This window comes from Cellulosimicrobium sp. SH8, from assembly GCF_025818875.1.
Lineage (GTDB): Bacteria > Actinomycetota > Actinomycetes > Actinomycetales > Cellulomonadaceae > Cellulosimicrobium > Cellulosimicrobium cellulans_D.
Genome location: NZ_JAMXMH010000002.1, coordinates 282,994 through 308,164, shown reverse-complemented (window position 1 = coordinate 308,164; position 25,171 = coordinate 282,994). Strand labels below are relative to the sequence as shown.

The window sequence follows — 25,171 nt, the reverse complement described above, 5'->3', positions numbered from 1 at the left end:
GCTCGGTGTCCACGACCCGGCCTGTCCCACCTGGACGGGGGCGCCCCGGCGGTATCCTGACCTGCGTGCGCGCTGACCGGGTGACCCCGGGCTCGCAGACTTCACTGCGTGAGGCCAACCGAGCTCGGATCGTGAGCGCCGTCCAGCAGCGTGGCTCCCTCACGCAGATCGAGCTGGCCGGCGTCACCGGGCTGTCCCCTGCCACCGTCTCCAACATCGTCAAGGAGCTCACCGGTGCGGGGGTGCTGCACACCTCGCCGTCCACGCGCAGCGGCCGCCGCGCGCTCCAGGTCACGCTCGCGCGCAACCTCGGGCTCGTCGCCGGCGTCCACTTCGGCACCCGGTCCATGCGCGTCGCGCTCGCCGACGCGTCCATGCGCGTCCTCGCCGACCAGCGCATGCCGCTCGCCCCCGACCACCGTGCCGACACCGGGCTGCAGCGCGCCGCCCTGCTCGTCGAGGAGATGGTCGCGTCCGTCGACGCCGCCCCCGACGAGCTCCTCGCCGTGGGCGTCGGCGTGCCCGCGCCCGTCGACGTGCGCGCGGGCCGCATCGCCACGGTCGGCATGATGCGCGGCTGGGACGGCGTCGTCGTCCCCGAGGTGCTGGAGGCCGAGCTCGGCGCGCCCGTGACCGTGGACAACGACGCCAACCTCGGTGCGCTCGCCGAGACCCGGTTCGGGGCCGCCGTCGGGCACGACGCCGTCGCGTACCTGCGCGTCTCCCACGGCGTGGGCGGCGGGCTCGTCCTCGGGGGGCGGGTCGTGCACGGGCGCGCGGGCGTCGCGGGCGAGATCGGGCACGTGACGATCGACGAGAACGGCCCGGTGTGCCGGTGCGGCAACCGCGGCTGCCTCGAGATGTACGTCGGCGCCGGCGTCCTGCTGTCCATGCTCTCCGAGAGCCGTGGCCCCCTCACCCTGCGCGACGTCATCGCGCGCGCCCAGGAGGGCGACCCTGGGTGCCGGCGCGTCCTGTTCGACGCCGGCCAGCACCTCGGCGTCGCGGCCGCCAACCTGTGCAACCTCGTCGACCCCGAGATCGTCGTCGTCGGCGGGCAGCTCGCCGAGGCGGGCGAGGCCCTGCTCGGCCCGCTGCGCACGGCGCTCGAGCAGCGCACCGTGCCGAGCACCGCGGGCCCCGTCGAGGTCGTCGCGTCCGAGCTCGGCTCCGCCGCCGAGGTGCGCGGGGCGCTCGCCGTCGCGCTCGACCTCGCGCGCGTCAGCGGGTCGCTGGGGGTGAGCGCGTGACCGGGACCACCTCCGCGCCGACCCGGCGCCGTCGGGCCCGCGGCGCCGTGACGACGGCGCTCGCGGCCGTCGTCGTCGCGCTGCTCGCGCTCGCCGGCTGCGCGGCGCCCGACGAGCCAGCCGGGCCGTCGGAGGGGACCATCGGGCTCCTGCTCCCCGAGGCGAAGACCGCGCGGTACGAGACCACCGACCGCCCGACCTTCGTGGGCGTCGTCGAGCGCCGCTGCCCCACGTGCGAGGTCCTGTACGCCAACGCCGCCCAGGACGCCGCGAACCAGCAGCAGCAGGCCGAGTCCATGCTCGCGCGCGGGGCCGACGTGCTCGTCCTCGACGCGGTCGACGCGGTCGCCGCGGTGAGCATCGTCGCCCAGGCGCAGCGGCTCGGGGTGCCGGTCATCGCCTACGATCGCTTCGTCGAGGGCGCGAACTACTACGTCTCGTTCGACAACGAGCTCATCGGGTACCTCATGGGGGAGGCGCTCGTGGGCGCGGTCCTCGACCGCGCCGAGCAGGACCCGCCGGCGCAGGGCCGGCGGCCGGGCGTCCTGCTCGTCCAGGGCTCGCCGACCGACCCGAACGCCGCGGAGCTCGCCGCCGGCGCCCACCGCGCGCTCGAGGGAGAGGACATCGACGTGCTCGCCGAGTACGACACCCCCGACTGGAGCCCCGACAAGGCGACCGAGTGGGTCGAGGGGCAGCTCACGCAGTACACCGGCCGCGTCGACGGCGTCTTCGCGGCGAGCGACGGCATCGCGGGCGGCGCGATCGCCGCGATGAAGGCCGCGGGCCTCGACCCCGTCCCGCCCACCACGGGCCAGGACGGCGAGCTCGCGGCGATCCAGCGCATCGTCTCCGGCGACCAGTACATGACCGTCTACAAGGCGACCGCCCAGCAGGCCCGCACCGCCGCCGAGCTCGCCGTCCGCGTGCTCCGCGGCGAGGACCCGCGCGCGACCGCGAGCATCGACGGCGTCCCGAGCCTCCTCCTCGCGCCGCGCGCGGTGGGGATCGACGACGTGCAGCGCGTCATCGTCGACGGCGGCGTGTACACGGTCGACGAGATCTGCACCCCGTACTACGTCGACGCGTGCGTCGAGGCCGGCCTCCTGGAGGCCGCCCCGTGAGCGCCCCCGTCCTGTCCCTGCGGGGGGTCTCCAAGAACTTCGGCGGCGTCCGCGCGCTCGTCGACGTGGACGTCGACGTGCGCGAGCACGAGGTGCTCGCCGTCGTGGGCGACAACGGGGCCGGCAAGTCGACCCTCGCGGGCGTCGTCGCGGGCGCGTTCCGGCCCGACGCGGGCGAGGTCCTGCTCGACGGCGCGCCCGTCGTCCTCGACTCACCTGCCGCAGCGCGGGCGCACGGCATCGCGGCGGTGTTCCAGCAGCTCGCCCTGGTGGACGACCTCGACGTCGTCGAGAACGTCTTCCTCGGGCAGGAGACGCTGCGCGGCCCGTTCCTCGACGAGATCGCCATGGAGCGCGAGGCGTGGGGCCTGCTCGACCAGCTCGCCGCGACCGTCCCGTCCGTGCGCCAGCCCGTGCGCACCCTGTCCGGCGGGCAGCGCCAGGTGGTCGCCGTGGCGCGCGCGCTGCTCGGCGCGCCGCGCGTGCTCGTCCTCGACGAGCCGACGGCGGCCCTCGGGGTCCGGCAGACGGCCGAGGTGCTCAACCTCATCGAGAAGCTGCGCGAGCGCGGCCACGCCGTCGTGCTCATCAGCCACCAGGCGGGCGACCTGCAGGCCGTCGCGGACCGCATCCTCGTGCTGCGGCTCGGGCGCGTGCACGGCGAGTTCGCAGGCGACACGTCCTACGAGGACCTGCTCGCCGCGATGACCGGAGCGGTCCGGCCCGCGCGGCCGGGCGGCTCGTCGCGGCCGTCGACCGACCCGGGGCGCGAGCGGCGCTCCGGCGGCACCGGGGCGGTGCACCGATGAGCGTCCCCGGCCGCACCTCCGGCGCGGCGCTCGACCGCTCGACGGGCGCGCTGTCCGGCAGCGTCGTCCGGCAGCTGCGCGGCGCCCACCTCGGCATGCTCCCGATCGTCGGCGCGCTGCTGCTCATCTGGGTCGTGCTCGGCGCGATCAACCCCGCGTTCCTCTCGGCGGAGAACCTCGTCAACCTCACGCTCCAGAGCGCGCCCACGGGGATCATCGCGCTCGGGGTCGTGCTCGTGCTGCTCGTCGGCCAGATCGACCTGTCGGTCGGCTCCGTGAGCGGGCTCGCCGCGGCGGTGCTGGCGGTCGGGACCGTCAACCTGGACTGGCCCGTCGGGCTCGCGATCCTCGCGGCGCTCGCGGTGGGCGTCGTGGTCGGCCTCGGGTACGGGCTGCTGTCCACGCGCCTCGGGCTCGCGTCGTTCGTCTTCACCCTGGCCGGGCTGCTCGTCCTCGCGGGAGTGCAGCTCCGGGTGCTGGGCCCGACGGGCTCGATCAACATCCCGTTCGAGTCCTGGCTCGTGCGCACCGTGCAGCAGGGCTTCCTCGCTCCGGCCGCCGCCTGGGGGCTCGTGGTCGTGGTCGTGGCCGGGTACGCCGGGCTGCGCGTCGTCGACCACCTGCGCCGCGTGCGCGCGGAGCTGCCGAGCCCGGGGCTGGGGCGGATCGCGATCCGCACCGCCGTCCTCGCCGCGGTCCTCGTCGGCACGGTCGCCTACCTGGGGACCGCGCGCGGGATCGGCTACACGGTCGTGCTGTTCGTCGCGCTCGTCGTGGTGGTGGACGTCCTCCTGCGCCGCACCCGGTGGGGCCGGTCGGTGCGCGCCGTCGGCGGTAACCGGCGCTCCGCGCTCCTCGCGGGCGTCGCTGTGCGGCGGACCGTCGTCTCGTGCTTCGTCGCCTGCTCCACGTTCGCCGCGCTCGGAGGCATCCTCGCGGCCGGTCGCCTCGCCGCCGCGAACCAGGGCACCGGCGCCGCCGACACCTACCTCACGGCGATCGCCGCGGCGGTCATCGGCGGCACGAGCCTGTTCGGCGGGCGCGGGAGCGCGTGGTCCGCGCTGCTCGGCGTGCTGGTCATCCAGTCGATCGCCAACGGCCTCACGCTGCTGAATCTCGACACGGCGACGCGGTACATCGTGACCGGAGCGGTGCTCCTGCTCGCTATCGTCGTCGACATGCTCATCCGCGGTCGACGGGAGGTCTGATGATGGTGATGCAGGGGGAGAGCACGGGCACGCTCCCACCGGGCGGGAGTGCCGCCACGGCGCCGGGCGCCGGGACGGACACCTCGACGGAGGCGGCGGCGCGCCCGCACGCGGGGCGCGGGGGCCGACGGCCGACCCTCGCTTCCGTGGCGGAGGTCGCGGGTGTCAGCCTCAAGACGGCGTCGCGCGTCCTCAACGACGAGCCCAACGTCGCGCCGCAGACGCGGGCCAAGGTGCAGGAGGCCGCGCAACGGCTCGGGTTCCGCCGCAACGCGGTGGCGGCCGACCTGGCGCGTGGCGGCTCGTCGCGGCTCGTCGGCTTCGTCACCGGCGACCTCGCGAACCCGTTCTACTCCGCGCTCGCGAGCGGGATCGAGCGCGAGCTGCGCCATCACGGGCTCCAGCTCATCACGACGAGCTCCGACGAGGAGCCCGAGCGCGAGCGCTCGCTCACGGAGGCGCTCGTCGAGCGCCGCGTCGGCGCGCTCGTCGTGACGCCCACGTCGACCGACCACTCGTCGCTGCGCCGCGAGCTCGACGACGGCCTGCCGGTCGTGTTCATCGACCGGCCGGCGCAGGGCGTCGACGCGGACACCGTCGTCATCGACAACCGCGGCGGGGTGCGCGACGCCGTCACGCACCTGCTCGCGCACGGGCACCGGCGGATCGCGCTCGTCGGGGACGTCTCGCGGCTGTGGACGTTCCAGGAGCGTCGCGACGAGTTCGTCGCGACGCTGCGCGGCGCGGGCGTCGAGGACCCGTCGCGCTACGTGCGCGACGGCGCCCACGACGCCGACCTCGCGCGCGCGTTCGTGGCGGAGCTGCTGGCCCTGCCGGAACCCCCGACGGCGTTCGTCACCGCGAACAACAAGATCACCGTCGGCGCGCTCCACGCGCTGCGCGACCGCGTGTCCGCAGGCGGGCAGGCGGACGTCGCGCTCGTGGGCTTCGACGACTTCGAGCTCGCGGACCTGCTGAACGTGACCGTCGTGGGGTACGACGTCGTCGAGATGGGGCGGCAGGCCGCGTCGCTCGCGGTGTCGCGGGCCGAGAACCCGGAGCTCTCGCCGCGCCTCGTCGTGGTGCCCACGCGGCTCGTCGTGCGCGGCACGGGAGAGGTCCCGGGCCCGGGCGCCTAGGTCTCCCGGGCCCGCATCACGGGACTGAGCCGCGAGTCGGGTGCCCGGTGGCCGACACAGGACCGCGCGCAGATCAGGAGACGAGCGCGCCGTCGCGGTCCCGCGATCGCCCGCTCAGGTCCGATCTGACCGGCGGGCGCCCTGTCGGCTCTACCCGGGCTCGCACGCGATGGTGGACTGCTCGGCGGTGGCCGTCGTCGTGCAGGACCAGGTGCCGACGGCCACCTTCACGGTGAACGACGCGTCGGTGCCGTCGGCGGATGCGGAGAGCTCCTGGCTGACGGCACCGTCGGCGCCGACGTGCTCGACGGCCGAGACCAGGACCGTGCCGCCCTGGTCGAGAACGGTCGTCGAGGCCCGGGTACCTGGCGTGATGTCGGCTGAGGAGACGACGACGTCCAGGACGCTGTGCTGGTTCCCGGTCTCGTCCGGTGCGCTGACGGTCCTGGCGACCGTCACGTGAGGTGGAGCCTCCCTGTCGACGGAGACCGCGATCAGTACGGAGACGATCGCGCACAGGACCGCGGCGACGACGAGGAGGCCGGCCCAGCGAAGCGCGACGCCGCGCAGGACGACTCGACGGCGGTACCACGCCTTGGTCTCGAGACGGTTGGCGGAGTTGAGAGTTGCCGAGGTCAGGACTTGGCACAGCAACGCGATGACGACGGCGAACGAGGAAGCGACGACCGCGGCGACCGCGAAGCTCTTCGCGGCCCAGTCGTGCAGCACGGTGACGGTGGCGACCAGCCCGGCAGCACCCAGGACGGTCCCCACGAGCGCGATCTGCCCGACGACTCGGGTTGCTGCGGCCTCTACCCGCTCGAGCGACTTGGCTGGAGTCAGCTCGTTCCCCAGCGCGTCCCAGGCGAGATCGTCGCGACTGGGGGCCTCGCCCCATTGGGGATCTGGTTGCGTCGTCACTGCCGGTCCAGCGGCGCCCGGTCGTACAGGACGTCGTCCCAGTCGCTCTTGAGGAAGGTGTAGACCCCTTTCGCGACCACGTCGTGCGGCGCGTCGGGCTGGCTGTCGACCTTTCCCGGGCAGCGAACGGTGATCTCGAACTGCCGCTTCGTCACGTTGGTGCCGCGCAGCACCGGGGGCACAGCCGAGCGGACCTTCAACGTGCTCCTGACCGCAGCCGTGATCACCTCGGTGTTCTTACCCTGCCGGTGCGCGCTGCAGCCGTATCGGCTTGGTTCCAGGTCCATGTCACACCCCTGCCGTCGTTCCTCAGCGAACCGGGCAGTTTCAGGATCCCGCTCCTGAACTCACGTGGCAGCAGCGGCGGCGGGTGAAGTCTGTGACCACTGCCCGAGCGGACGCACGGAGGTCCGGCCACGTCGTGGAGTGGACGAGCCTGTTGCCCCGGGGTCTGGACCGAGCGCACACGTGTCGGCGTCGCACCCCAGCCTCGCCGCGCTCCCGAGGCTTCGCGCGCGTTGACAAAGCCGTCGCTCCCACATAGGTTCGGGTCGCCCCTGACAACGCTTCCCCCCTGCGCGTTGTCAGGGGCACCCCTGCAGCCTGACAGCGCTGTCAGTTGATCGAAGGAGATCGAGAGCATGACCAGACCCCTCCCGCCCGGACGCGCGGCCGCCGCGCGCTCCGGGAGCGGACGCGCGAGGCCTCTCGGCCTCGCGCTCGCCGCGGCCCTCACCGTCCCTCTCGCAGTGCCTCTCGCTTCCCCGGCGGGGGCCCTCACGGCGGCCCCCGCCGCCGCCGCGGAGCCCGGGGACTTCTCGTCGTCCTTCGAGTCGGGAGACCCGGCCGCGCTCGCCACCACGGTGGCCGAGCGCGACGGCGCGCCCTGGCAGGCGAACGTCGGGTCGTTCACGAGCGGCCTCCCCGGCAGCGTGCTCGGGAAGCTCAAGGCCGTCACGGCGAGCGCCCAGAACCTGCCGAACGAGGGCGCCGCGAACCTCGCCGACGGCAGCTCCGGCACCAAGTGGCTCGCGTTCGCCTCGACCGGCTGGGTCCGGTACGAGTTCGCCGAGCCCGTGTCGTTCGTCGCCTACTCGATGACGTCGGGCGACGACTCGGCAGGCCGTGACCCGAAGACCTGGACGATCGAGGGCTCGAACGACGGCTCCACGTGGACCCCGCTCGACCAGCGCACCGACGAGGACTTCCCGAACCGGCAGCAGACCCGCAGCTTCGAGCTCGACCAGCCCACCGAGGCGTACACCTACCTGCGCCTCAACGTGACCGCGAACTCCGGCGACAGCATCGTGCAGCTCGCCGGGTGGGACCTCTCGGGCGACCTGAGCGCCGGCCCCTCCGCCGCGCCCATGAACACCAAGGTCGGCACCGGCCCGCGCGTGAACTTCACCAACAAGGCGGGCGTCGGGTTCTCCGGCCTGCACTCGCTGCGGTACGACGGCTCGCACCTCGCCGACGGCGAGACCTACGCGACCAACGTGCTCTACGACGACGTGGACGTCGCCGTCGGCGAGGACACCCGCCTGAGCTACACGATCTTCCCCGAGCTGCTCGACGACCTCCAGTACCCGTCGACGTACGCGTCCGTGGACGTGCTGTTCACCGACGGCACCTATCTGTCCGACCTCGGCGCGCGCGACGCGCACGAGACGGTCGCGACGGCCCAGGCGCAGGGCGAGGGCAAGATCCTCTACGCCGACCAGTGGAACTCCGTGCGGATCGACCTCGGCGACGTCGCCGCGGGCAAGACCGTCGACCAGGTCCTGCTGGGCTACGACAACCCGGGCGGCCACGCGGGCACCAAGTTCGCGGGCTGGCTCGACGACGTCGCGATCACGGCGGAGCCGGCGACGATCGACGGGTCGAGCCTCGCCAACTACGTGGACACGCGCCGCGGCACGCTCGCGTCGGGCAGCTTCTCGCGCGGGAACAACATCCCGGCGACGGCGACGCCGAACGGCTTCAACTTCTGGACGCCGTACACCAACGCGTCCTCGCAGAGCTGGCTGTACGAGTACCACAAGGCCAACAACGCCAACAACAAGCCGGTGCTCCAGGGCTTCGGCGTCTCGCACGAGCCGAGCCCCTGGATGGGCGACCGCAACCAGCTCACGTTCCTCCCGTCGACGGCGTCCGGGACGCCCGACGCCACGCTCTCGACGCGCGGCCTCGAGTTCGACCACGCCGACGAGACGGCGCGCCCGGACTACTACGGGGTGACGTTCACCAACGGGTCCGCGATCGAGGCGACGCCCACCGACCACGGCGCGGTGCTCCGCTTCAGCTACCCCGGCGCCAAGGGCCACGTGCTCGTGGACAAGGTGGACGGCTCGTCCAAGCTCACGTACGACCAGGCCACGGGGACGATCTCCGGCTGGGTCGAGAACGGCTCGGGCCTGTCCGTAGGCCGTACGCGCATGTTCGTCGCCGGCACCTTCGACCGTAGTCCGACGGCGGTCGGGACGGCGGCGGGCAACCGCGCGGACGCGCGCTTCGCGACCTTCGACACGTCGTCCGACAAGACGGTCGAGCTGCGCGTCGCGACGTCGTTCATCAGCCTCGACCAGGCGCGCAAGAACCTCGACCTGGAGGTGACGGGCAAGACCTTCACCGAGGTCAAGGCCGCCGCCGCGCAGGCGTGGAACGACCGCCTGGGCGTCATCGAGGTCGAGGGCGCGAGCGAGGACCAGCTCGTCACGCTGTACTCCAACCTCTACCGCCTCAACCTGTACCCGAACTCGCAGTTCGAGAACACGGGCACGGCGCAGGCGCCGGCGTACAAGTACGCGAGCCCGGTCTCCGCGACCACGGGCTCCGCGACGGACACGCAGACGAACGCGAAGATCGTCGACGGCAAGATCTACGTGAACAACGGGTTCTGGGACACGTACCGCACGGCCTGGCCGGCGTACTCGCTCCTCTACCCGGAGCTCGCGGGCGAGCTCATCGACGGGTTCGTCCAGCAGTACCGCGACGGCGGCTGGGTCGCGCGCTGGTCCTCCCCGGGCTACGCCGACCTCATGACGGGCACGAGCTCCGACGTCGCGTTCGCGGACGCGTACCTCAAGGGCTCGCTCCCGACGGACTCCGCGCTCGAGGCGTACGACGCCGCGCTGCGCAACGCGTCCGTCGCGCCGCCGAACAACGCCGTGGGCCGCAAGGGCCTGCAGACGTCGCCGTTCCTCGGGTTCACCCCGGAGTCCACGCACGAGTCCGTGTCGTGGGGCCTGGAGGGCCTGGTCAACGACTTCGGCATCGGCAACATGGCCGCCGCCCTCGCGGAGGACCCGGCCACGCCGGACGAGCGCCGCGAGACGCTGCGCGAGGAGTCCTCGTACTTCCTCGAGCGCGCCACGCACTACGTCGAGCTGTTCGACCCCGAGGTCGACTTCTTCGTGCCGCGGCACGAGGACGGCACGTGGGCCGTCGACCCGGAGACCTACAACCCCGAGGCCTGGGGCGGCGGGTACACCGAGACGAGCGGCTGGAACTTCGCGTTCCACGCGCCGCAGGACGGTCAGGGCCTGGCGAACCTCTACGGCGGCAAGCAGGGCCTCGAGGACAAGCTCGACCTGTTCTTCTCCACGCCGGAGAAGGGCGCCGGCAACGGCGGCATCCACGAGCAGCGCGAGGCGCGCGACGTGCGCATGGGCATGTGGGGCATGAGCAACCAGGTGTCGCACCACATCCCGTGGCTGTACGACGCCGCGGGCGCGCCCTCGAAGGCCCAGGAGAAGGTCCGTGAGGTCACCCGCCGCCTGTTCGTGGGCAGCGAGATCGGCCAGGGCTACCCGGGTGACGAGGACAACGGCGAGATGTCGTCGTGGTGGATCTTCGCCTCGCTCGGCTTCTACCCGCTCCAGGTCGGCTCCGACCAGTACGCGGTCGGCTCGCCGCTGTTCGACAAGGCGACCGTGCACCTGCCGGACGGCGACCTCGTGGTCAACGCCGAGAACAACTCGGTGGACAACGTCTACGTGCAGTCCCTCGCGGTGGACGGCGAGGCCCGCACCTCGACGTCGCTCTCGCAGGCCGACCTCTCGGGCGGCGCGACGCTGGACTTCGTCATGGGCCCGGAGCCGTCCGACTGGGGCACCGGCGAGGACGACGCGCCGCCGTCGCTCACCGAGGGCGACGAGCCCCCGGCACCGGTCCAGGACGCGACGACGTCGGGCCTCGGCACGACGACCGTCGCGGACGGCGACGCGTCGACGAGCGCCGCGGCGCTGACGGACAACACGTCCGGGACGCGCACGACGTTCGCCACGGCGACGCCGTCGATCACCTGGGCGGGCAACGGCATCCGGCCGACGGTGGAGTCGTACACGCTGACCTCCGGGGCGAGCGGGACGGCGTCGCCGTCCGCGTGGACCCTCGAGGGCTCCGACGACGGCGAGACCTGGACGACGCTCGACGAGCGGTCCGGCGAGCAGTTCCGCTGGGCGCTGCAGACGCGGCCGTTCACGGTCGCGGAGCCGACGGCGTTCGCGCAGTACCGGGTGTCCGTGACGGCCGCGGCCGGTGACGGCGCGCTGTCGCTCGCCGAGCTGGAGCTCCTGGCCGACCCGAAGGCATCCGGTGCCGACGAGCTGACGCTCTCGGCCGCCCCGGACCGCGACACGGTCACCGGGCGCGAGGTCTCGGGCTCGTTCGCGACCCTCACCGGGGTCGAGGGCGACGCGTCGGCGCTCGACGTGCAGGTCGCGTTCGGCGACGGCTCCGAGCCGGTCGCGGGCTCGCTCCAGGCTGGCGCGTTCGGCGGGTTCGCGGTGAACGCCGCGCACTCGTGGGCCGCCCCGGGCGTCTACCCGGTGACCGTCACGGTCTCGGGCGAGGGGATCGAGCCCGTCTCGACCTCCTCGAACGTCACGGTCTCGCTCCTGCGCGAGGGCTCGCTGCTCGGTGCGTACGACAACGTCTGCATCGGCGACCTCGGCACGACCGTCGGCTCGTGCGACGGCCAGGGCGTGTTCTTCGACCGGGCCCAGCTCGCGGCGAAGGGCTTCGTCCAGGGCGAGCGCGGCACGGTGCCCGGCACCGACCTCGCGTTCGACGTCCCGGCGATCCCCGCCGGCCAGCCGGACAACGCGACGGGCGACGGCCAGACCATCGAGCTCGAGGTCCCCGCGGACGCCGAGCAGCTCTCGGTGATCGGCACGGGCACGGAGAAGAACCAGCAGGCCCAGGGCGTGCTGACCTTCGACGACGGCTCGTCGCAGCCCATCGACCTGAGCCTCGGCGACTGGTCGGGCGCGGCGCGCAACCCGGTGTTCGGCAACATCGCCGTCGCCGTGACGGACAACCGCCTGCGCGGCGGCAGCCCGCAGACCGGCACCCCCGCGGCGTTCTTCGCGACGGCGCCGATCACGCTCCCCGAGGGCAAGCGGGCCGTGAGCCTCACGCTCCCGGACCAGCCGGGCGAGCTCTCGCGCGACGGCCGCATCCACGTGGTCGCGGTCGCGCACGACGGCACGTTCGCCGAGCACCCCGCGCTCGAGGTGACGGCCGCGGACGGCGTGACCCTCGCCGTCGGGCAGTCGACGGACGCGGTGCTCGCCCAGGTGACCGGCGGCCGCGAGGGCGCCGAGCTCCGCGCGGCGGTCACGTGGGGCGACGGCTCCGACGTCGCCGCGGGCACGGTGGCGGACGGGTCGGTCTCCGGCTCGCACGCCTACACGGCGGCCGGCACGTACACCGCGTACGTCGTGGTCGACGACGGCTGGACCAGCCAGGTGGTCGAGGTTCCCGTGACCGTGACCGAGGGCCAGCCGACGCTCGCGATCGACGTCACGGTGAGCACGCGCTGCCTCGCCGGCAAGGCGTACGTCGCGGTCCGCGCGGAGAACGGCGAGGACGCGCCCGTCGCGATCCGGCTCGTCACGCCGTTCGGCACCAAGGAGTTCGCGGCCGTCGCGCCGGGGGCCAACGCCTACCAGTCGTTCGCGACGCGGGCGACGTCGGTCGAGGCCGGCACCGTCACCGTCGAGGCGACCCGTGGAGACCAGGGGGTGACGGCGTCGATCACGGCGGACTACGCGGCCGTGACCTGCGGCTGAACCCTGAGCCCACCTCACGCCCCGGCTTCTGGGGCGTGAGGTGAGCATGCACCACCGGCGGTGCCCCGGGATGATCGTCCCGGGGCACCGCGCCGTACCGGCACCGCGCCCGGTGCGGCACCACGTTCCCAGCACGAGAAGGACCGAGACATGACCGAGCACCCGTCCGAGCAGCCCTCGCCCGCAGCAGCCCCCCGGGTCGACCCCACGGCCGACCTCACGGCATGGCGGCGCGACCAGCTCGCCGACCTCCTGTACTTCGGCGCGGCCTCGCTGCGGTCGGACGGCGCCGCGCAGTGGCTCGACGACGACGACGTCCCGGACCTCGCGCGGCCGGTGCACACGTGGATCACGTCGCGCATGGCGCACGTCTACGCCTTCTCGTCCCTGCTCGGCGTCCCCGGCGCGGGCGAGCTCGCGGACAAGGCGCTGCAGGGCCTGCGGGGCGTGCTCGTCGACGCGGAGTACGGCGGCTGGGTGTCCTCGCGCGGTCCTGGCCCCCGTCCCGGCGACCTCGCCGCGACGGAGGAGGGTGCGGTCGACGGCACCAAGAGCGCGTACGCGCACGCGTTCGTGGTGCTCGCCGCGGCGTCGGGGACGATCGCTGGCCGCGACGGCGCGCGCGAGCTGCTCGACGCCGCGCTCGCCGTGCTCGACGAGCGGTTCTGGGAGCCCGGGCCCCGGATGCACGCGGACGAGTGGTCGCGCGACTGGACCACGCTCGACGAGTACCGCGGGGTCAACGCCAACATGCACTCCGTCGAGGCGCTGCTCGCGGCCCACGACGCGACCGGCGACGCCGAGTGGCTCGGCCGCGCCGCGTCGATCGCGGACCGCGTGATCGGCTGGGCGAGCGAGAACGACTGGCGCATCCCCGAGCACTTCGACGCGGACTGGAACCCGCTGCCGGACTACAACGCCGACCGCCCGCGCGACCCGTTCAAGCCGTACGGGTCGACGCCGGGGCACGGGCTCGAGTGGGCTCGTCTCCTCCTCCAGGTCGACATCGCGGCCGGCACGCCCGGCGCGCGCACCGAGGCCGCGGTCGCGCTGTTCGACCGCGCCGTCGCGGACGGCTGGGACGGCGAGCACGGCGGCGGGTTCGTGTACACGGTCGACTGGTCCGGCGTGCCCGTCGAGCCGCGCCGCTACCACTGGGTCGCGGCCGAGGCCGTCGCCGCGGCCGACGTGCTCGGCCGGGTCACGGGGGAGTCCCGCTTCACCGAGGCAGCCGCAGGCTGGTGGGCGTGGATCGACCGGTTCCTCGTCGACCCCGAGCGCGGCTCGTGGCACCACGAGCTCGACACGGCCAACCGGCCCGACGGCGTCACGTGGGTCGGCAAGCCCGACGTCTACCACGCCGCCCAGGCCGTGATCCTCCCCGACCTGCCCCTGACGGGCTCGCTCGCCGCATCGGCGAAGGCCGCGGGCAGCATCCTGGGCTGACGCCCCCCTGACCGCCGAGCCCGGGGTCGTTCCCCACGTCACCGTCGCCGTGAGGAGCAACCCCGGGCTCGGCGCTTGATACCCCCATCAAAGTTAGTATTCTTGGTGGGGGTTTGATCTGAGGGGGTTTCATGACGGGATTCGTCGGACGGGCGACGGAGCTGCGCGAGCTCGCGCACCAGCTGGACGTCGTCCGGACGGGTGGGCGGGCGGACACCGGCGTCGCCGTGCTGCTTCGAGGCCGCCGCCGCGTCGGCAAGTCGCGCCTCGTGACAGAGCTCATCGAGCGGGAGGGCGTCCCGTCCGTGTACTTCCAGGCGGCGCGACACGCGCCTCCGGGGGACGAGCTCGCGGCGTTCGCCGAGGCTGTCGCGCGCTCGGACCTACCCGGTGCCGCCGTCGCGGAGGAGAACAGGCCCACCTCTCTCACCGCTGCCCTGCGGTTGCTGGCCGCCGCGCTGCCCGCCGAGAGCCCGGCTATCGTCGTCGTGGACGAGCTGCCCTGGTTGCTCGAGGGCATCCAGGGCGGCGCCGGGGAGCTGCAGCGCGTCTGGGACCGGGAGCTCTCGCGACGCCCCGTGCTCCTGCTCCTGCTCGGGAACGACCTCGCGATGATGGAGGCGCTCGGGAGGCCGGACCAGCCGTTCCACGGGCGAGCGACGGAGATGCTGCTGCGTGCTCTCTCCCCTCGGGACGTCGCCCGGATGACGGGACTGACGGGAGCGGAGGCGTTCGACGCGTTTCTCGTCACGGGAGGGCAGCCGCTCGTCGCGCAGGAGTGGCAGCCGGAGGAGCCGCCCGTCGCCTTCGTGCGCCGTGCGTACGAGCGGCCGACCAGTGCGCTCGTCGTCTCCGGGACGAGGGTCCTCGACGGCGAGCTGCCAACCACGTCGCACGCCCGGCTGGTGCTGACGGCGATCGGCGGCAAGGGCGAACGGACCCACTCGCGGATCCTCCAGGCTCTCGACGGATCGATCTCCCCGACCACGCTCGACCGGTCGCTCGGGCTGCTGACCGAGAAGCGCGTGATCGCCGCGGACGAGCCGCTCTCCACGCGGGCCGCGACGAAGGACCGGCGCTGGCGGGTGTCCGACCCGGCGCTGCGGTTCTGGCTCGCGATGGTCGAGCCCGCGCTCCCGGACATCGACCGCGGTCGACCCGACCTGGCTGTCGCCCGGTTCGAGGGGGCGTTCTCGTCCTGGCGCGGTCGCGCGATCGAACCCGTGGTGCGGGAGGCTCTCGCGCGGCTGCTGCCTGACGAGACCTGGCCCGGTGCCCGAGAGGTCGGAGGGTGGTGGCCGCGGAACAACACCCCCGAGATCGACCTCGTCGCGGCGGACGCACGCCCCGCGCGTGCCATCGCGTTCGTCGGGAGCATCAAGTGGCACGCCCGCACGCCGTTCACGTCGCGGGACGTCGCCGCGCTCGCGACCGACGCGGTCCACGTGCCGGGCGTCGGCGCCGCGACCCCGCTCGTCGCGGTCTGCCCGGCCGGTGCCGACGACGACCCGCGCCTGTCCCGGGTGTGGACGGCCGACGACCTGCTCGCCGCCTGGCCATGACGACGAGAGCCCCGCACCGGACCGGTGCGGGGCTCTCGTGTGCTGAGCGGGTGACGGGAATCGAACCCGCGCTATCAGCTTGGGAAGCTGAAGTTCTACCATTGAACTACACCCGCGCGGCGCTGGTGGCGTCCGCCCCGGGGCCTCTGGGAGGATCCTCGGCGAACCAGCGCGCGCCCCGATCATAGCGGACGTCGCCGGTGATGCCAGAACCCGACCGCACGACGACCCGATCCGCGCCCGTGCGCGGCGCACGCCGGAGGAGCAGCCTTGTCCGAGAACCCGTACCAGCAGCAGCCCGACCCCGCGCAGGGGAGCCCGGCCCCGGGCGACCCGGTCTACGGGGGCGGGGCGACGCCGTCGGGCGGGGCGCCGGGGCACGACCAGCCGCAGCCCGGCTACGGTGACGCGTACGGCCAGCCGCAGGGCTACGGGGACGCCTACGGCCAGCAGCCGTACGGGACGCCCGGCGCGCAGGCGGGGTACGGCCAGCCGCAGGGGCAGGCCTACGGCGCCGACCCCCAGCAGGGCTACCCCCAGCAGGGGTACCCGCAGCAGGGCTACGGCCAGCAGCCGGGGTACGCGCAGCCCGGCCCGTACGGGCAGCCCGGCTTCGACCCCGCGTACGACCCCCAGGCCAAGTCGCGCCTCGCCGCGGGCCTGCTCGGCATCCTCGTCGGGAGCCTCGGCATCCACCGGTTCTACCTGGGCTACACGGGCATCGGCCTGACGATGCTGCTCGTGTCGGTCCTGTCGTTCGGCTTCGCTGCGCCGGTCATCGCGATCTGGGGCCTCGTCGAGGGCATCCTCTACCTGACCTCGAAGACGGGCTACTACTCGGTCGACTCGACGGGCCGCCCGCTGCGCGCCTGACGCCTTCGCCGAACCCTGGACCGCTCCCCACGGCGACGCCTGCCCGGGGAGCGATCCAGGGTTCGGCGACCGGTCCTGGCGGCCCCCGTCGTCGGCTAGCGTGGGGCCGTGCTGCTCTCCGACCGCGACATCCGGGCCGAGCTCGACGCCGGGCGCGTCCAGCTCGAGCCGTACGACCCGTCGATGCTCCAGCCGTCGAGCATCGACGTGCGCCTCGACCGGTTCTTCCGGCTGTTCGACAACCACAAGTACCCGTTCATCGACCCGTCGCAGGACCAGCCGGACCTCACCCGTCTGGTCGAGGTCGACCCGGCGGAGCCGTTCGTGCTGCACCCGGGGGAGTTCGTGCTCGGGTCGACGTTCGAGGCGGTGACGCTGCCCGACGACGTCGCCGCGCGCCTCGAGGGCAAGTCGAGCCTCGGCCGGCTGGGCCTCCTCACGCACTCCACGGCCGGCTTCATCGACCCGGGTTTCTCCGGGCACGTGACCCTCGAGCTGAGCAACGTCGCGACGCTGCCGATCACGCTGTGGCCGGGCATGAAGATCGGGCAGCTGTGCTTCTTCCGCCTGTCGTCGCCCGCCGAGAACCCGTACGGCTCGAGCGTCTACGGCTCCCGCTACCAGGGCCAGCGCGGCCCGACGGCTTCCCGCTCGTGGCAGAGCTTCCACCGCACCGACGTCTGAGCGCGGCACGCCGCGTCGGACGTCGTTCGACCCCGCAGGACCCGAGGACCGGAGGACCGCACCGCATGAGCCCGCTCCCGCCGCTGCCGCACCCCGACGGGCCTGGCGCCGCGCAGTCGTACCAGGCGCGGCACCTGCTCGGGCTCCCGGCCGACGTCGTCGTCGACGAGGTCGAGACCCTCGGGCTCTCGCGGTTCGCGGGCGCGCGCTGGGACGTCGCGCCGGAGGGCACCGAGCCGCTCGTGCCGCCCGCCCGTACGGCGGCGCCGGGAGCGCCGGGCGTGCTGCGCACGTCGCGCCACACCACGGTCACGGGGCCGTACGCGGGGTCCGGGACCGGGCTGCCGCCGGGCACGACGCTCGTGTTCGACGTCGTGTGCCCGCGCGAGCGCGGCGACGCCCCCTACCCCGGCGGCGGGGACCGCGACGGGATCGGCCGCGCGTTCCCGGGCGGGCTTCCGGTGCGGGAGGAGGAGCGGGTCGTGGCGTTCCTCGTCGCGGCCGCGCGCCGCCTCGGTGGGTCGGTGCGGACCGACGTGGGGAACCCGGCCGGCGCGGGCGTCGTCCTCACGCCCGACCCGGGCGTCGCGATCGACATGACGCTGTACTCGGACGTCTGGCTGGACCCCAACGCCGCGCTCGCGCTCGTCGCGCGGCTCAACCCCCGCACGCGGCTCGCGACCGAGGGGAAGTCGTACGAGGGACCGCCGAAGGGCATCGCCGACCTGCCGCTCTACCCGGGCGAGAAGATGGACCCCGCGCTGCGGCGCGCGATCCACGCGGCCGCGGACGACGTCGACATCAAGGCGCTGACGACGGGTGCCGTCCTCGACGGCTACGGCCTGATCGTCGACCTCGGCATGGACGGGCTCGTCGCCGTCGAGGTGGGCGGCGAGGAGGCCCTGCCGCTGCTGCTGCGCGGCCTGCCGTGGACGGCGGACGGCGCCGTGAGCTACCGCGTGCGGTGGGAGCCGCGCGACCTGGTCGAGTCCCAGCAGGAGCAGCCGTCGCTCGACCACCAGGTCGCGCGCAAGCGGGCGGCGGAGGTCGTCGCGCAGGTCACCCGGACGCTGTACGGCGCGGTCGGGGGCGAGATCGCGGACGAGGCCGAGTTCCTCGTGGATCCCGAGGATCTGTGACGGGAGACTGAGGAATCGGTCACGGTCCGGGCTGCGGGGCCCGTGCAGGGCTGAGGAGTCGGTAAAATAACTCTCGGCACGGCATCGCCGTCGCCGTGAACTGTCGTGCCCTGCGTCTCCCCTCCGCGGGTGCGACGATGACAAGTCCAGCAAGACCCCCGGCTCTGCCTGCCCACCCCGCCCCCGACCCGGACGGAGCGGCCCGTGCTCTACGTGCTCGTTGCCCATCTCGTGATGGCTCTGGGCGCGCCCGCACTCGTCTCGTTCCTCGGCCGCCGGGCGTTCCTCGTCATGGCGCTCGCGCCGGCGTCGGCGGCCGTCTACGCGCTCGCCTGGACCGACCGGGTGATGTCGGGGGAGCACCCCACGCAGGTCGTCGAGTGGGTCCCCGGCCTGGGGCTCGAGCTGGCGTTCCGCATGGACACGCTGTCGTGGCTCATGCTGCTGCTCGTCGGCGGCGTCGGCGCGCTCGTCCTCGTCTACTGCTCGGCCTACTTCTCGCCTACCGCGCAGGGCCTGCGGCGGTTCGGCGGCGTGCTCACGGCGTTCGCCGGGGCCATGGTCGGGCTCGTCACCGCGGACGACATGCTGCTCCTGTTCGTGTTCTGGGAGCTCACGACCGTCTTCTCCTACCTCCTCATCGGGCACTACGCCGACCGCAAGGCCAGCCGCCGTGCCGCGATGCAGGCGATCGTCGTGACGACGGCGGGCGGCCTCGCGATGCTCGTGGGCGTCGTGATCCTCGGCGTCCAGGGCGGCACCTTCCGGATGTCGGAGATCATCGCCGACCCGCCCACGGGCGGCGCGGTGACGGCCGCGATCGTGTGCCTCCTGATCGGCGCGGCGAGCAAGTCCGCGCTCATCCCGCTGCACTTCTGGCTGCCCGCGGCGATGGCCGCGCCGACCCCCGTCAGCGCCTACCTGCACGCCGCCGCGATGGTCAAGGCCGGCGTCTACCTCGTCGCGCGGTTCGCACCCGCCTACTCCGACACGACCGTGTGGCGGACCATGGTCATCGCGCTCGGCGCGGGCACGCTGCTCGTCGGTGGCTACCGCGCGCTGCGCCAGTACGACCTCAAGCTCGTGCTCGCGTTCGGCACGGTGAGCCAGCTCGGCCTCATCATCCTGCTCGTCGGCCTCGGGACGCGCGGGGCGGCGCTCGCCGGGCTCGCGATGATCGGCGCGCACGCGATGTTCAAGGCGTCGCTGTTCCTCGTGGTGGGCGTGGTGGACGCCGCGACCGGGACGCGCGACCTGCGCCGCCTCACCGGGGTGGGCAAGGCCCTGCCGTGGACGGCGGTCGCGGGCGGGCTCGCGACCGCGTCGATGATCGGGCTGCCGCCGTTCGCGGGGTACGTCGCGAAGGAAGCGGCGCTCGAGTCGCTCCTGCACGGCGAGGGCCCCGTCTGGGTCGACACGGTGGTCCTGTGGGCGGTCGTCGTCGGGTCGATGTTCACGGTCGCGTACGGGATCCGGTTCTGGTGGGGCGCGTTCGCGTCCAAGCCGCACCTCGGCACGCCGCCGGCGCGCGCGAACGAGCACGTGGGTCTGCGCGCGGCCGCCGCGCGTCGCCCGGCGGTCGAGGCCGACGAGCCCCCGATCGACCCCGCGCGCATCCACCGCCAACCGGTCCTGCTCGTGGGGCCCGCCGTCGTGCTCGCCGTGCTCGGCCTCGCCACCGCGCTCGTGCCCCACTTCGGCGAAGAGCTCCTCGCGCCCTATGCGGACACCTACCCCGTCGGTGAACCTGGGCACCTCGTCCTGTGGGCGGGCTTCACGCCCGCGCTCGCGCTGACCGTGCTGGTCCTCGCCGTCGGCGTCGTGCTGTTCTGGCAGCGGGCGCGCGTCGAGCGGTTCCAGGCGTCGCTGTGGACGGGGCCCGAGGCCGACGTCACGTACCGCAAGGTCATGCGCAAGCTCGACGACCTCGCGGCGGACGTCACCGCCGTCACCCAGCGTGGCTCGCTGCCGTTCTACCTGGGCGCGATCCTCGTGGTCCTCGTCCTGGGGCCGGGGGTCGTCATGGTCGCGCAGACCGCGTGGCCCGAGCAGCTCAAGGCGTGGGACCGTCCCGCACAGCTCGTCGCGGTCGCCGCGATCTGCATCGCCTCGGTGCTCGCCGCACGCTCGCGCCGCCGGCTCAAGGCCGTGATCCTCGTCGGCATCGCCGGGTACGGCAACGCCGTCCTCTTCCTCCTGCACGGGGCGCCCGACCTCGCGCTCACGCAGGTGCTGGTCGAGACGATCACGCTCGTCGTCATGGTGCTCGTGCTGCGCCGCCTGCCCGCGTACTTCTCGAACCGGCCGCTCGCCGCGAGCCGGTGGGTGCGCCTGGGGATCGGCCTGGCCGTCGCCGTCGTCATGATGGGCTTCGCGGTCGTGGCGCCGCTCGCGCGGGTCGCGACGCCGATCTCCGTCGACTTCCCGGCCGAGGCGTACGAGTTCGGGCACGGCAAGAACATCGTCAACGTGACGCTCGTCGACATCCGCGCGTGGGACACGATGGGCGAGATCTCCGTCCTGCTGGCGGCGGCCACGGGTGTCGCGTCGCTCGTGTTCCTGCGCACCCGCAGCGGCGAGATCCTGCGCGCGTCCGGAGCGAAGCCCGCCACGACGTCGTCCGGCTCCGGCGTGTGGAGCGAGGGCGGGGCGGACCCGGGGGCCGCGCTGCGCCGTCGTGGGGTCACCGAGAAGGACCACCCGCGCATGCTCGTGTGGCTCAACGCGGGGCGCACGCTCGCGCCCCAGAGACGCTCGGTGATCTTCGAGGTCGTCACGCGCGTGCTGTTCCACGCGATGATCGTGTTCGCGCTCTTCCTGCTGTTCTCCGGGCACAACGCGCCCGGCGGCGGCTTCGCGGCCGGACTCGTGGTCGGGATCGCGCTCATCGTGCGCTACCTCGCGGGCGGCCGGTACGAGCTCGGCGAGGCGGCGCCGGTCCACCCGGGCCTGCTGCTCGGCACGGGCCTGTTCCTCTCCGCGGGCGTCGGGCTCGTCGCGTTCCTGCTCACCGGCAACGTGCTCGGCAGCGACGCGTACGACATCGCGCTCCCGCTGGTGGGGGAGATCCACCTCGTCACGTCGCTGTTCTTCGACGTCGGCGTGTTCCTCGTCGTCGTGGGCCTCGTCCTCGACATCCTGCGGACCCTGGGGGCGGAGATCGACCGGCACGCCGAGCGCGCCGCCGCCGGGCGCGAGCCGGGCGAGGACACCGGGCCGCTCGAGGCCATGGAGCCCGACTCGATCGGGGGCGGCCGCCGGTGAACGTCATCGACATGACCCCGAGCGTCGTCCTCGTGCTCGCGATCGGCGTGCTCTTCGCGGCGGGCGTCTACCTGCTGCTCGAGCGCAGCCTCACGCGCGTCCTGCTCGGCTTCATCCTCATGGGCAACGGCGCGAACCTGCTCTTCCTCGTCGCGGGCGGGCGCGCCGGGGGTGCGCCCCTCATCGGCACGACGCCCGAGGAGGAGATGAGCGACCCGCTCGTCCAGGCGATGGTGCTCACCGCGATCGTCATCACGCTCGGCATCACGGCGTTCGTGCTCGCGATGGCCTACCGGTCGTGGCAGCTCCACGGCCACGACGAGGTGCAGGACGACCTCGAGGACCGTCGCGTCGCGCGGCACGCCGCACGCAACGCCCCCGCGTTCGAGGACGCGGACACGGAGGAGAGCGGCGCGAGCCTGGACGACGAGGCCGCGGAGGTCCGCGACGAGACCGACGGCGACGGCGACGGGATCACCGACGGGCAGGAACCGCCGTCCCCGGCACCCCGGGCCGCGGGGGACGACGACGGCGCCCGGCCGGAACGCCCGGACGACCCACGACCTGACGACCGCAGCGACGACGGGAAGGAGCCGCGATGAGCCTCACCGCCGCGGCGCTCGTCCCGCTGCCCGTCGTCCTCCCGCTCGTCGCGGCCGGCGCCGCGCTCGCGCTGTGGCGCCACCCGCGCGCCCAGCGGCTCATCACGGTCGCCGCCCTCGCGCTCGTCCTCGCGGCGTCGGTGGGGCTGCTGGTCGCGGCCGACTCCGGCCCGATCGTCGTCGACGTCGGCGGGTGGGCCGCCCCGGTCGGGATCGACCTCGTCGCGGACCGGCTGTCGGCCCTCATGCTCGTCGTGTCGAGCTTCGTCATGCTGTGCGTCCTGCTCTACTCGCTCGCGCAGGGTGTCGCGGACGGCGACGAGGAGGCGCCGGTCGCGATCTACCACCCGACGTTCATGGTCCTCGCGGCGGGAGTGTTCAACGCGTTCCTCTCGGGCGACCTGTTCAACCTCTACGTCGGGTTCGAGATCTTCCTCGCCGCGAGCTACGTGCTCCTCACGCTCGGCGGCACGGGCGAGCGCATCCGGGCGGGGTCGATCTACGTCGTCGTGGCGCTGCTGTCGTCCATCGTGTTCCTGGTCGCGATCGCGCTGACGTACGCGGCGACGGGCACGGTGAACCTCGCCCAGCTCTCCGAGCGCTACGCCGAGATCGACCCGGGCATGGCCCTGACCATCCAGCTCCTGCTGCTGCTCGCGTTCGGCATCAAGGCGGCCATCTTCCCGCTCTCCGCGTGGCTGCCGGACTCCTACCCGACGGCGCCCGCGCCCGTCACGGCGGTGTTCGCCGGCCTGCTCACCAAGGTGGGCGTCTACGCGATCATCCGCACGCAGACGCTGCTGTTCCCCGAGGACAGCGTGGTCGACGACGTGCTCATGTGGCTCGCGCTGCTGACGATGGTCGTCGGCATCCTCGGCGCCGTCGCGCAGAACGACATCAAGCGACTCCTGTCGTTCACGCTCGTCAGCCACATCGGCTACATGATCTTCGGCATCGCGCTCGCGTCCGAGCCGGGCATGGCCGCCGCGATCTTCTACGTCGTGCACCACATCACCGTCCAGACGACGCTCTTCCTCGTCGTCGGGCTCGTGGAACGCCGCGGCGGGTCGACGTCGCTCGACCGGCTCGGCGGCCTCGCCAAGCTCGCGCCGGGGCTCGCGATCCTGTTCTTCATCCCCGCGATGAACCTCGCCGGGATCCCGCCGCTGTCGGGCTTCCTCGGCAAGGTGGGCCTGCTGGAGGAGGGCGTCGCGCAGGGCACGCCGCTCACGTGGGCGCTCGTCGTCGGGTCCGTCGTCACGTCGCTGCTCACGCTGTACGCGATCGTCAAGGCGTGGAACAAGGCGTTCTGGCAGACGGCGCCCGTCGAGATCCCCGCGGACGCCCGCCTCCCGCGCGGCATGGTCGGGCCCGCGACGGCGCTCGTCGCCTTCGGCCTCGCGCTCACCCTGGTCGCCGGCCCGCTCTACTCGTACACCGAGCGCGCCGCCACCACGCTCCTCGACGGCCACACCTACGTCGACGCCGTGTTCCCGGGCGACTCCGACCGCGGCCAGGGCGAGTCGAACGAGGTCGCGACCGGCGAGACGGACGACGCGCAGCCCGCCGCCACGACGGGAGGTGGGGACGGATGAGCCTGCACCGCCGTCGTCGCGCGCTCGCCACCGGGTGGTTCGCGCGCGTCACCACGCAGTGGCGCACGATCCTGTGGCTGACGCTCGTCTGGGTCATGCTCTGGGGCGACCTGTCGTGGGGCAACGTCCTCGCGGGCGTCATCCTCGGCTTCGCCGTCATCACGTTCTTCCCGCTGCCGTCGATCGCCGCGCGCGGGAAGTTCCGGCCGTGGCCGTTCGTCGTGCTCGTCGCGCGCTTCGTCGCCGACCTCGTCGTCGCGTCGTTCCAGGTGAGCCTGCTCGCGCTCACCCCGCGCCACACGCCGCGCGGCGCCGTCGTGGGCGTGCGCCTGCGCAACCCGTCGGACATCTACCTGACGATCACGGCCGAGCTCTCCTCGCTCGTGCCCGGCTCGATCGTCGTCGAGGCCCACCGCCTCACCGGGATGCTCTACCTGCACGTGCTCGACGTCGAGGCCGCGGGCGGCGTGGAGAAGGTCCGCCAGGACACGCTCGCCCTGGAAGCGCGCGTCCTGCACGCCTTCGCGTCGAACGAGGACCTGCGCGCCGCCGGCCTGTACCGCGAACCGTCGGAGCGAGAGGTGGCCGAGGCATGAGCGACACCGTCTACCTCGTCGTCGTGATCGCGTCCGCCGCGCTGCTCGCGGTCGGTGCGAGCCTCGCGATCGTGCGCGCCGAGCGCGGGCCCTCGATGCTCGACCGCACCATCGCGCTCGACGTCTTCACGACGACGCTCGTCGGGGCGATCGCGCTGGAGGCCGCGTTCTCGCGCCGTACGGACACCATCCCGATCCTCGTCGTGCTGTCGCTCGTCGGCTTCGTGGGCTCGGTGACGATCGCGCGGTTCGCGTCGGTCGAGCCCGAGGACGAGGGCCGCATCCGCACGGCCGACGAGGTCGCCGCGGAGGACGCCGCGCGCCGCGAGGCGGAGGAGGCCGACCGCGACTCCGCCGTGGACCCCGAGCACCACGGCGGGGCGCCCGAGGGGGAGGTGCGCTGATGGACCCCGCGACCAGCTTCTGGGACACCCTGGCCGACGTCGTCTCGGCCGTCTTCCTGCTGAGCGGCGCGTTCCTCGCGTTCGCCGCGGGGGTCGGCGTCGTCCGTTTCCCCGACCTGCTCGCGCGCATGCACGCCGCGACGAAGCCGCAGGTCCTCGGGCTGATCCTCGTGCTCGCGGGCCTGAGCCTGCGGCTGCGCTCGTGGGGCGCCGTCGCGACGCTGTTCCTCGTCGTGATCTTCCAGCTCCTCACGTCGCCCGTCGCGGCGCACATGGTCGGTCGCGCCGGGTACCGGACCGGCAAGGTGCGCACGGACCTGCTCGTCGTGGACGAGCTCACGCGCGACCAGGACGCCGCCGAGCGCGAGGACTCCGGAGAGCACGAGGGCACCGCCGAGCACGCCGGACAGGGTGCGCACGAGGGGTCGGCCCCTGACGACCGGGGCCCCGCGGCGGTCGACGAGCCCGGGCGCTGACCGCG

The 25,171-nt window shown here is 73.5% G+C and carries 19 protein-coding genes and 1 tRNA gene; 17 read left to right on the top strand and 3 right to left on the bottom strand.

Annotated features, from left to right (window positions below; all coding sequences use genetic code 11):
- Positions 1–131: 131 nt before the first annotated feature.
- The 5 genes from NF338_RS04090 (at position 132) to NF338_RS04070 (ending at position 5,530) form a co-directional block, all read left to right on the top strand.
- Positions 132–1,250, top strand: coding sequence for an ROK family transcriptional regulator (locus NF338_RS04090; protein ID WP_204539431.1), 1,119 nt, complete (start codon positions 132–134; stop codon positions 1,248–1,250).
- Positions 1,247–2,374, top strand: coding sequence for a substrate-binding domain-containing protein (locus NF338_RS04085; RefSeq protein ID WP_264029619.1), 1,128 nt, complete (start codon positions 1,247–1,249; stop codon positions 2,372–2,374). The genes NF338_RS04090 and NF338_RS04085 overlap by 4 nt, the downstream gene beginning before the upstream one ends.
- Positions 2,371–3,183 carry an ATP-binding cassette domain-containing protein gene (locus NF338_RS04080; RefSeq protein ID WP_087470895.1) on the top strand — a complete coding sequence of 271 codons (813 nt, stop codon included), beginning with the start codon at positions 2,371–2,373 and terminating at the stop codon, positions 3,181–3,183. The genes NF338_RS04085 and NF338_RS04080 overlap by 4 nt, the downstream gene beginning before the upstream one ends.
- On the top strand, positions 3,180–4,391 hold the full coding sequence (locus NF338_RS04075) for a sugar ABC transporter permease (RefSeq protein ID WP_087470896.1): 1,212 nt from the start codon (positions 3,180–3,182) through the stop codon (positions 4,389–4,391). Before NF338_RS04080 ends, NF338_RS04075 begins: the two co-directional genes overlap by 4 nt.
- Before the next feature lie 146 nt (positions 4,392–4,537).
- Entirely contained in the window at positions 4,538–5,530 is a 993-nt protein-coding gene (locus NF338_RS04070; RefSeq protein WP_264029618.1) for a LacI family DNA-binding transcriptional regulator, read from the top strand.
- A gap of 150 nt (positions 5,531–5,680) precedes the next feature.
- On the opposite strand, the gene NF338_RS04065 is transcribed toward NF338_RS04070, so the two are convergent.
- Complete coding sequence (locus tag NF338_RS04065; RefSeq protein ID WP_264029617.1) at positions 5,681–6,451, bottom strand: hypothetical protein; 771 nt, start codon at positions 6,449–6,451, stop codon at positions 5,681–5,683.
- Positions 6,448–6,738 carry a hypothetical protein gene (locus NF338_RS04060; protein ID WP_264029616.1) on the bottom strand — a complete coding sequence of 97 codons (291 nt, stop codon included), beginning with the start codon at positions 6,736–6,738 and terminating at the stop codon, positions 6,448–6,450. The genes NF338_RS04065 and NF338_RS04060 overlap by 4 nt, the downstream gene beginning before the upstream one ends.
- Positions 6,739–7,092: 354 nt before the next feature.
- On the opposite strand from NF338_RS04060, the gene NF338_RS04055 reads away from it, so the two are divergent.
- The 3 genes from NF338_RS04055 (at position 7,093) to NF338_RS04045 (ending at position 15,533) form a co-directional block, all read left to right on the top strand.
- A complete protein-coding gene (locus NF338_RS04055) occupies positions 7,093–12,525 on the top strand; it encodes a GH92 family glycosyl hydrolase (protein WP_264029615.1) in 5,433 nt (1,810 codons plus the stop codon).
- 150 nt (positions 12,526–12,675) lie between these two features.
- Entirely contained in the window at positions 12,676–13,971 is a 1,296-nt protein-coding gene (locus tag NF338_RS04050; protein ID WP_264029614.1) for an AGE family epimerase/isomerase, read from the top strand.
- Positions 13,972–14,102: 131 nt separating this feature from the next.
- Positions 14,103–15,533: an ATP-binding protein gene (locus NF338_RS04045; RefSeq protein ID WP_264029613.1), complete on the top strand. Its 1,431-nt coding sequence runs from the start codon at positions 14,103–14,105 to the stop codon at positions 15,531–15,533.
- 45 nt (positions 15,534–15,578) lie between these two features.
- On the opposite strand, the gene NF338_RS04040 is transcribed toward NF338_RS04045, so the two are convergent.
- Positions 15,579–15,649 (bottom strand) — tRNA-Gly (locus NF338_RS04040).
- A 154-nt stretch (positions 15,650–15,803) separates the two neighbouring features.
- Between NF338_RS04040 and NF338_RS04035 the strand changes: the two genes are divergently transcribed.
- The 9 genes from NF338_RS04035 (at position 15,804) to mnhG (ending at position 25,166) form a co-directional block, all read left to right on the top strand.
- Entirely contained in the window at positions 15,804–16,406 is a 603-nt protein-coding gene (locus NF338_RS04035) for a TM2 domain-containing protein (RefSeq protein ID WP_264029612.1), read from the top strand.
- A gap of 108 nt (positions 16,407–16,514) precedes the next feature.
- On the top strand, positions 16,515–17,090 hold the full coding sequence (dcd, locus tag NF338_RS04030) for a dCTP deaminase (protein WP_047233554.1): 576 nt from the start codon (positions 16,515–16,517) through the stop codon (positions 17,088–17,090).
- A 65-nt stretch (positions 17,091–17,155) separates the two neighbouring features.
- Positions 17,156–18,229: a hypothetical protein gene (locus tag NF338_RS04025; protein ID WP_264029611.1), complete on the top strand. Its 1,074-nt coding sequence runs from the start codon at positions 17,156–17,158 to the stop codon at positions 18,227–18,229.
- A gap of 204 nt (positions 18,230–18,433) precedes the next feature.
- Positions 18,434–21,493 carry a Na+/H+ antiporter subunit A gene (locus NF338_RS04020; protein ID WP_264029610.1) on the top strand — a complete coding sequence of 1,020 codons (3,060 nt, stop codon included), beginning with the start codon at positions 18,434–18,436 and terminating at the stop codon, positions 21,491–21,493.
- Between the two features lie 11 nt (positions 21,494–21,504).
- Entirely contained in the window at positions 21,505–22,095 is a 591-nt protein-coding gene (locus NF338_RS04015) for a Na(+)/H(+) antiporter subunit C (protein WP_264029609.1), read from the top strand.
- Positions 22,092–23,690, top strand: coding sequence for a Na+/H+ antiporter subunit D (locus NF338_RS04010; protein ID WP_264029608.1), 1,599 nt, complete (start codon positions 22,092–22,094; stop codon positions 23,688–23,690). Before NF338_RS04015 ends, NF338_RS04010 begins: the two co-directional genes overlap by 4 nt.
- Positions 23,687–24,286, top strand: coding sequence for a Na+/H+ antiporter subunit E (locus NF338_RS04005; RefSeq protein WP_264029607.1), 600 nt, complete (start codon positions 23,687–23,689; stop codon positions 24,284–24,286). Before NF338_RS04010 ends, NF338_RS04005 begins: the two co-directional genes overlap by 4 nt.
- Positions 24,283–24,690: a monovalent cation/H+ antiporter complex subunit F gene (locus NF338_RS04000; RefSeq protein ID WP_087470905.1), complete on the top strand. Its 408-nt coding sequence runs from the start codon at positions 24,283–24,285 to the stop codon at positions 24,688–24,690. The genes NF338_RS04005 and NF338_RS04000 overlap by 4 nt, the downstream gene beginning before the upstream one ends.
- Positions 24,690–25,166, top strand: a complete 477-nt coding sequence (mnhG, locus tag NF338_RS03995) for a monovalent cation/H(+) antiporter subunit G (protein WP_264029606.1) — start codon at positions 24,690–24,692, stop codon at positions 25,164–25,166. Before NF338_RS04000 ends, mnhG begins: the two co-directional genes overlap by 1 nt.
- Positions 25,167–25,171 lie beyond the last annotated feature (5 nt).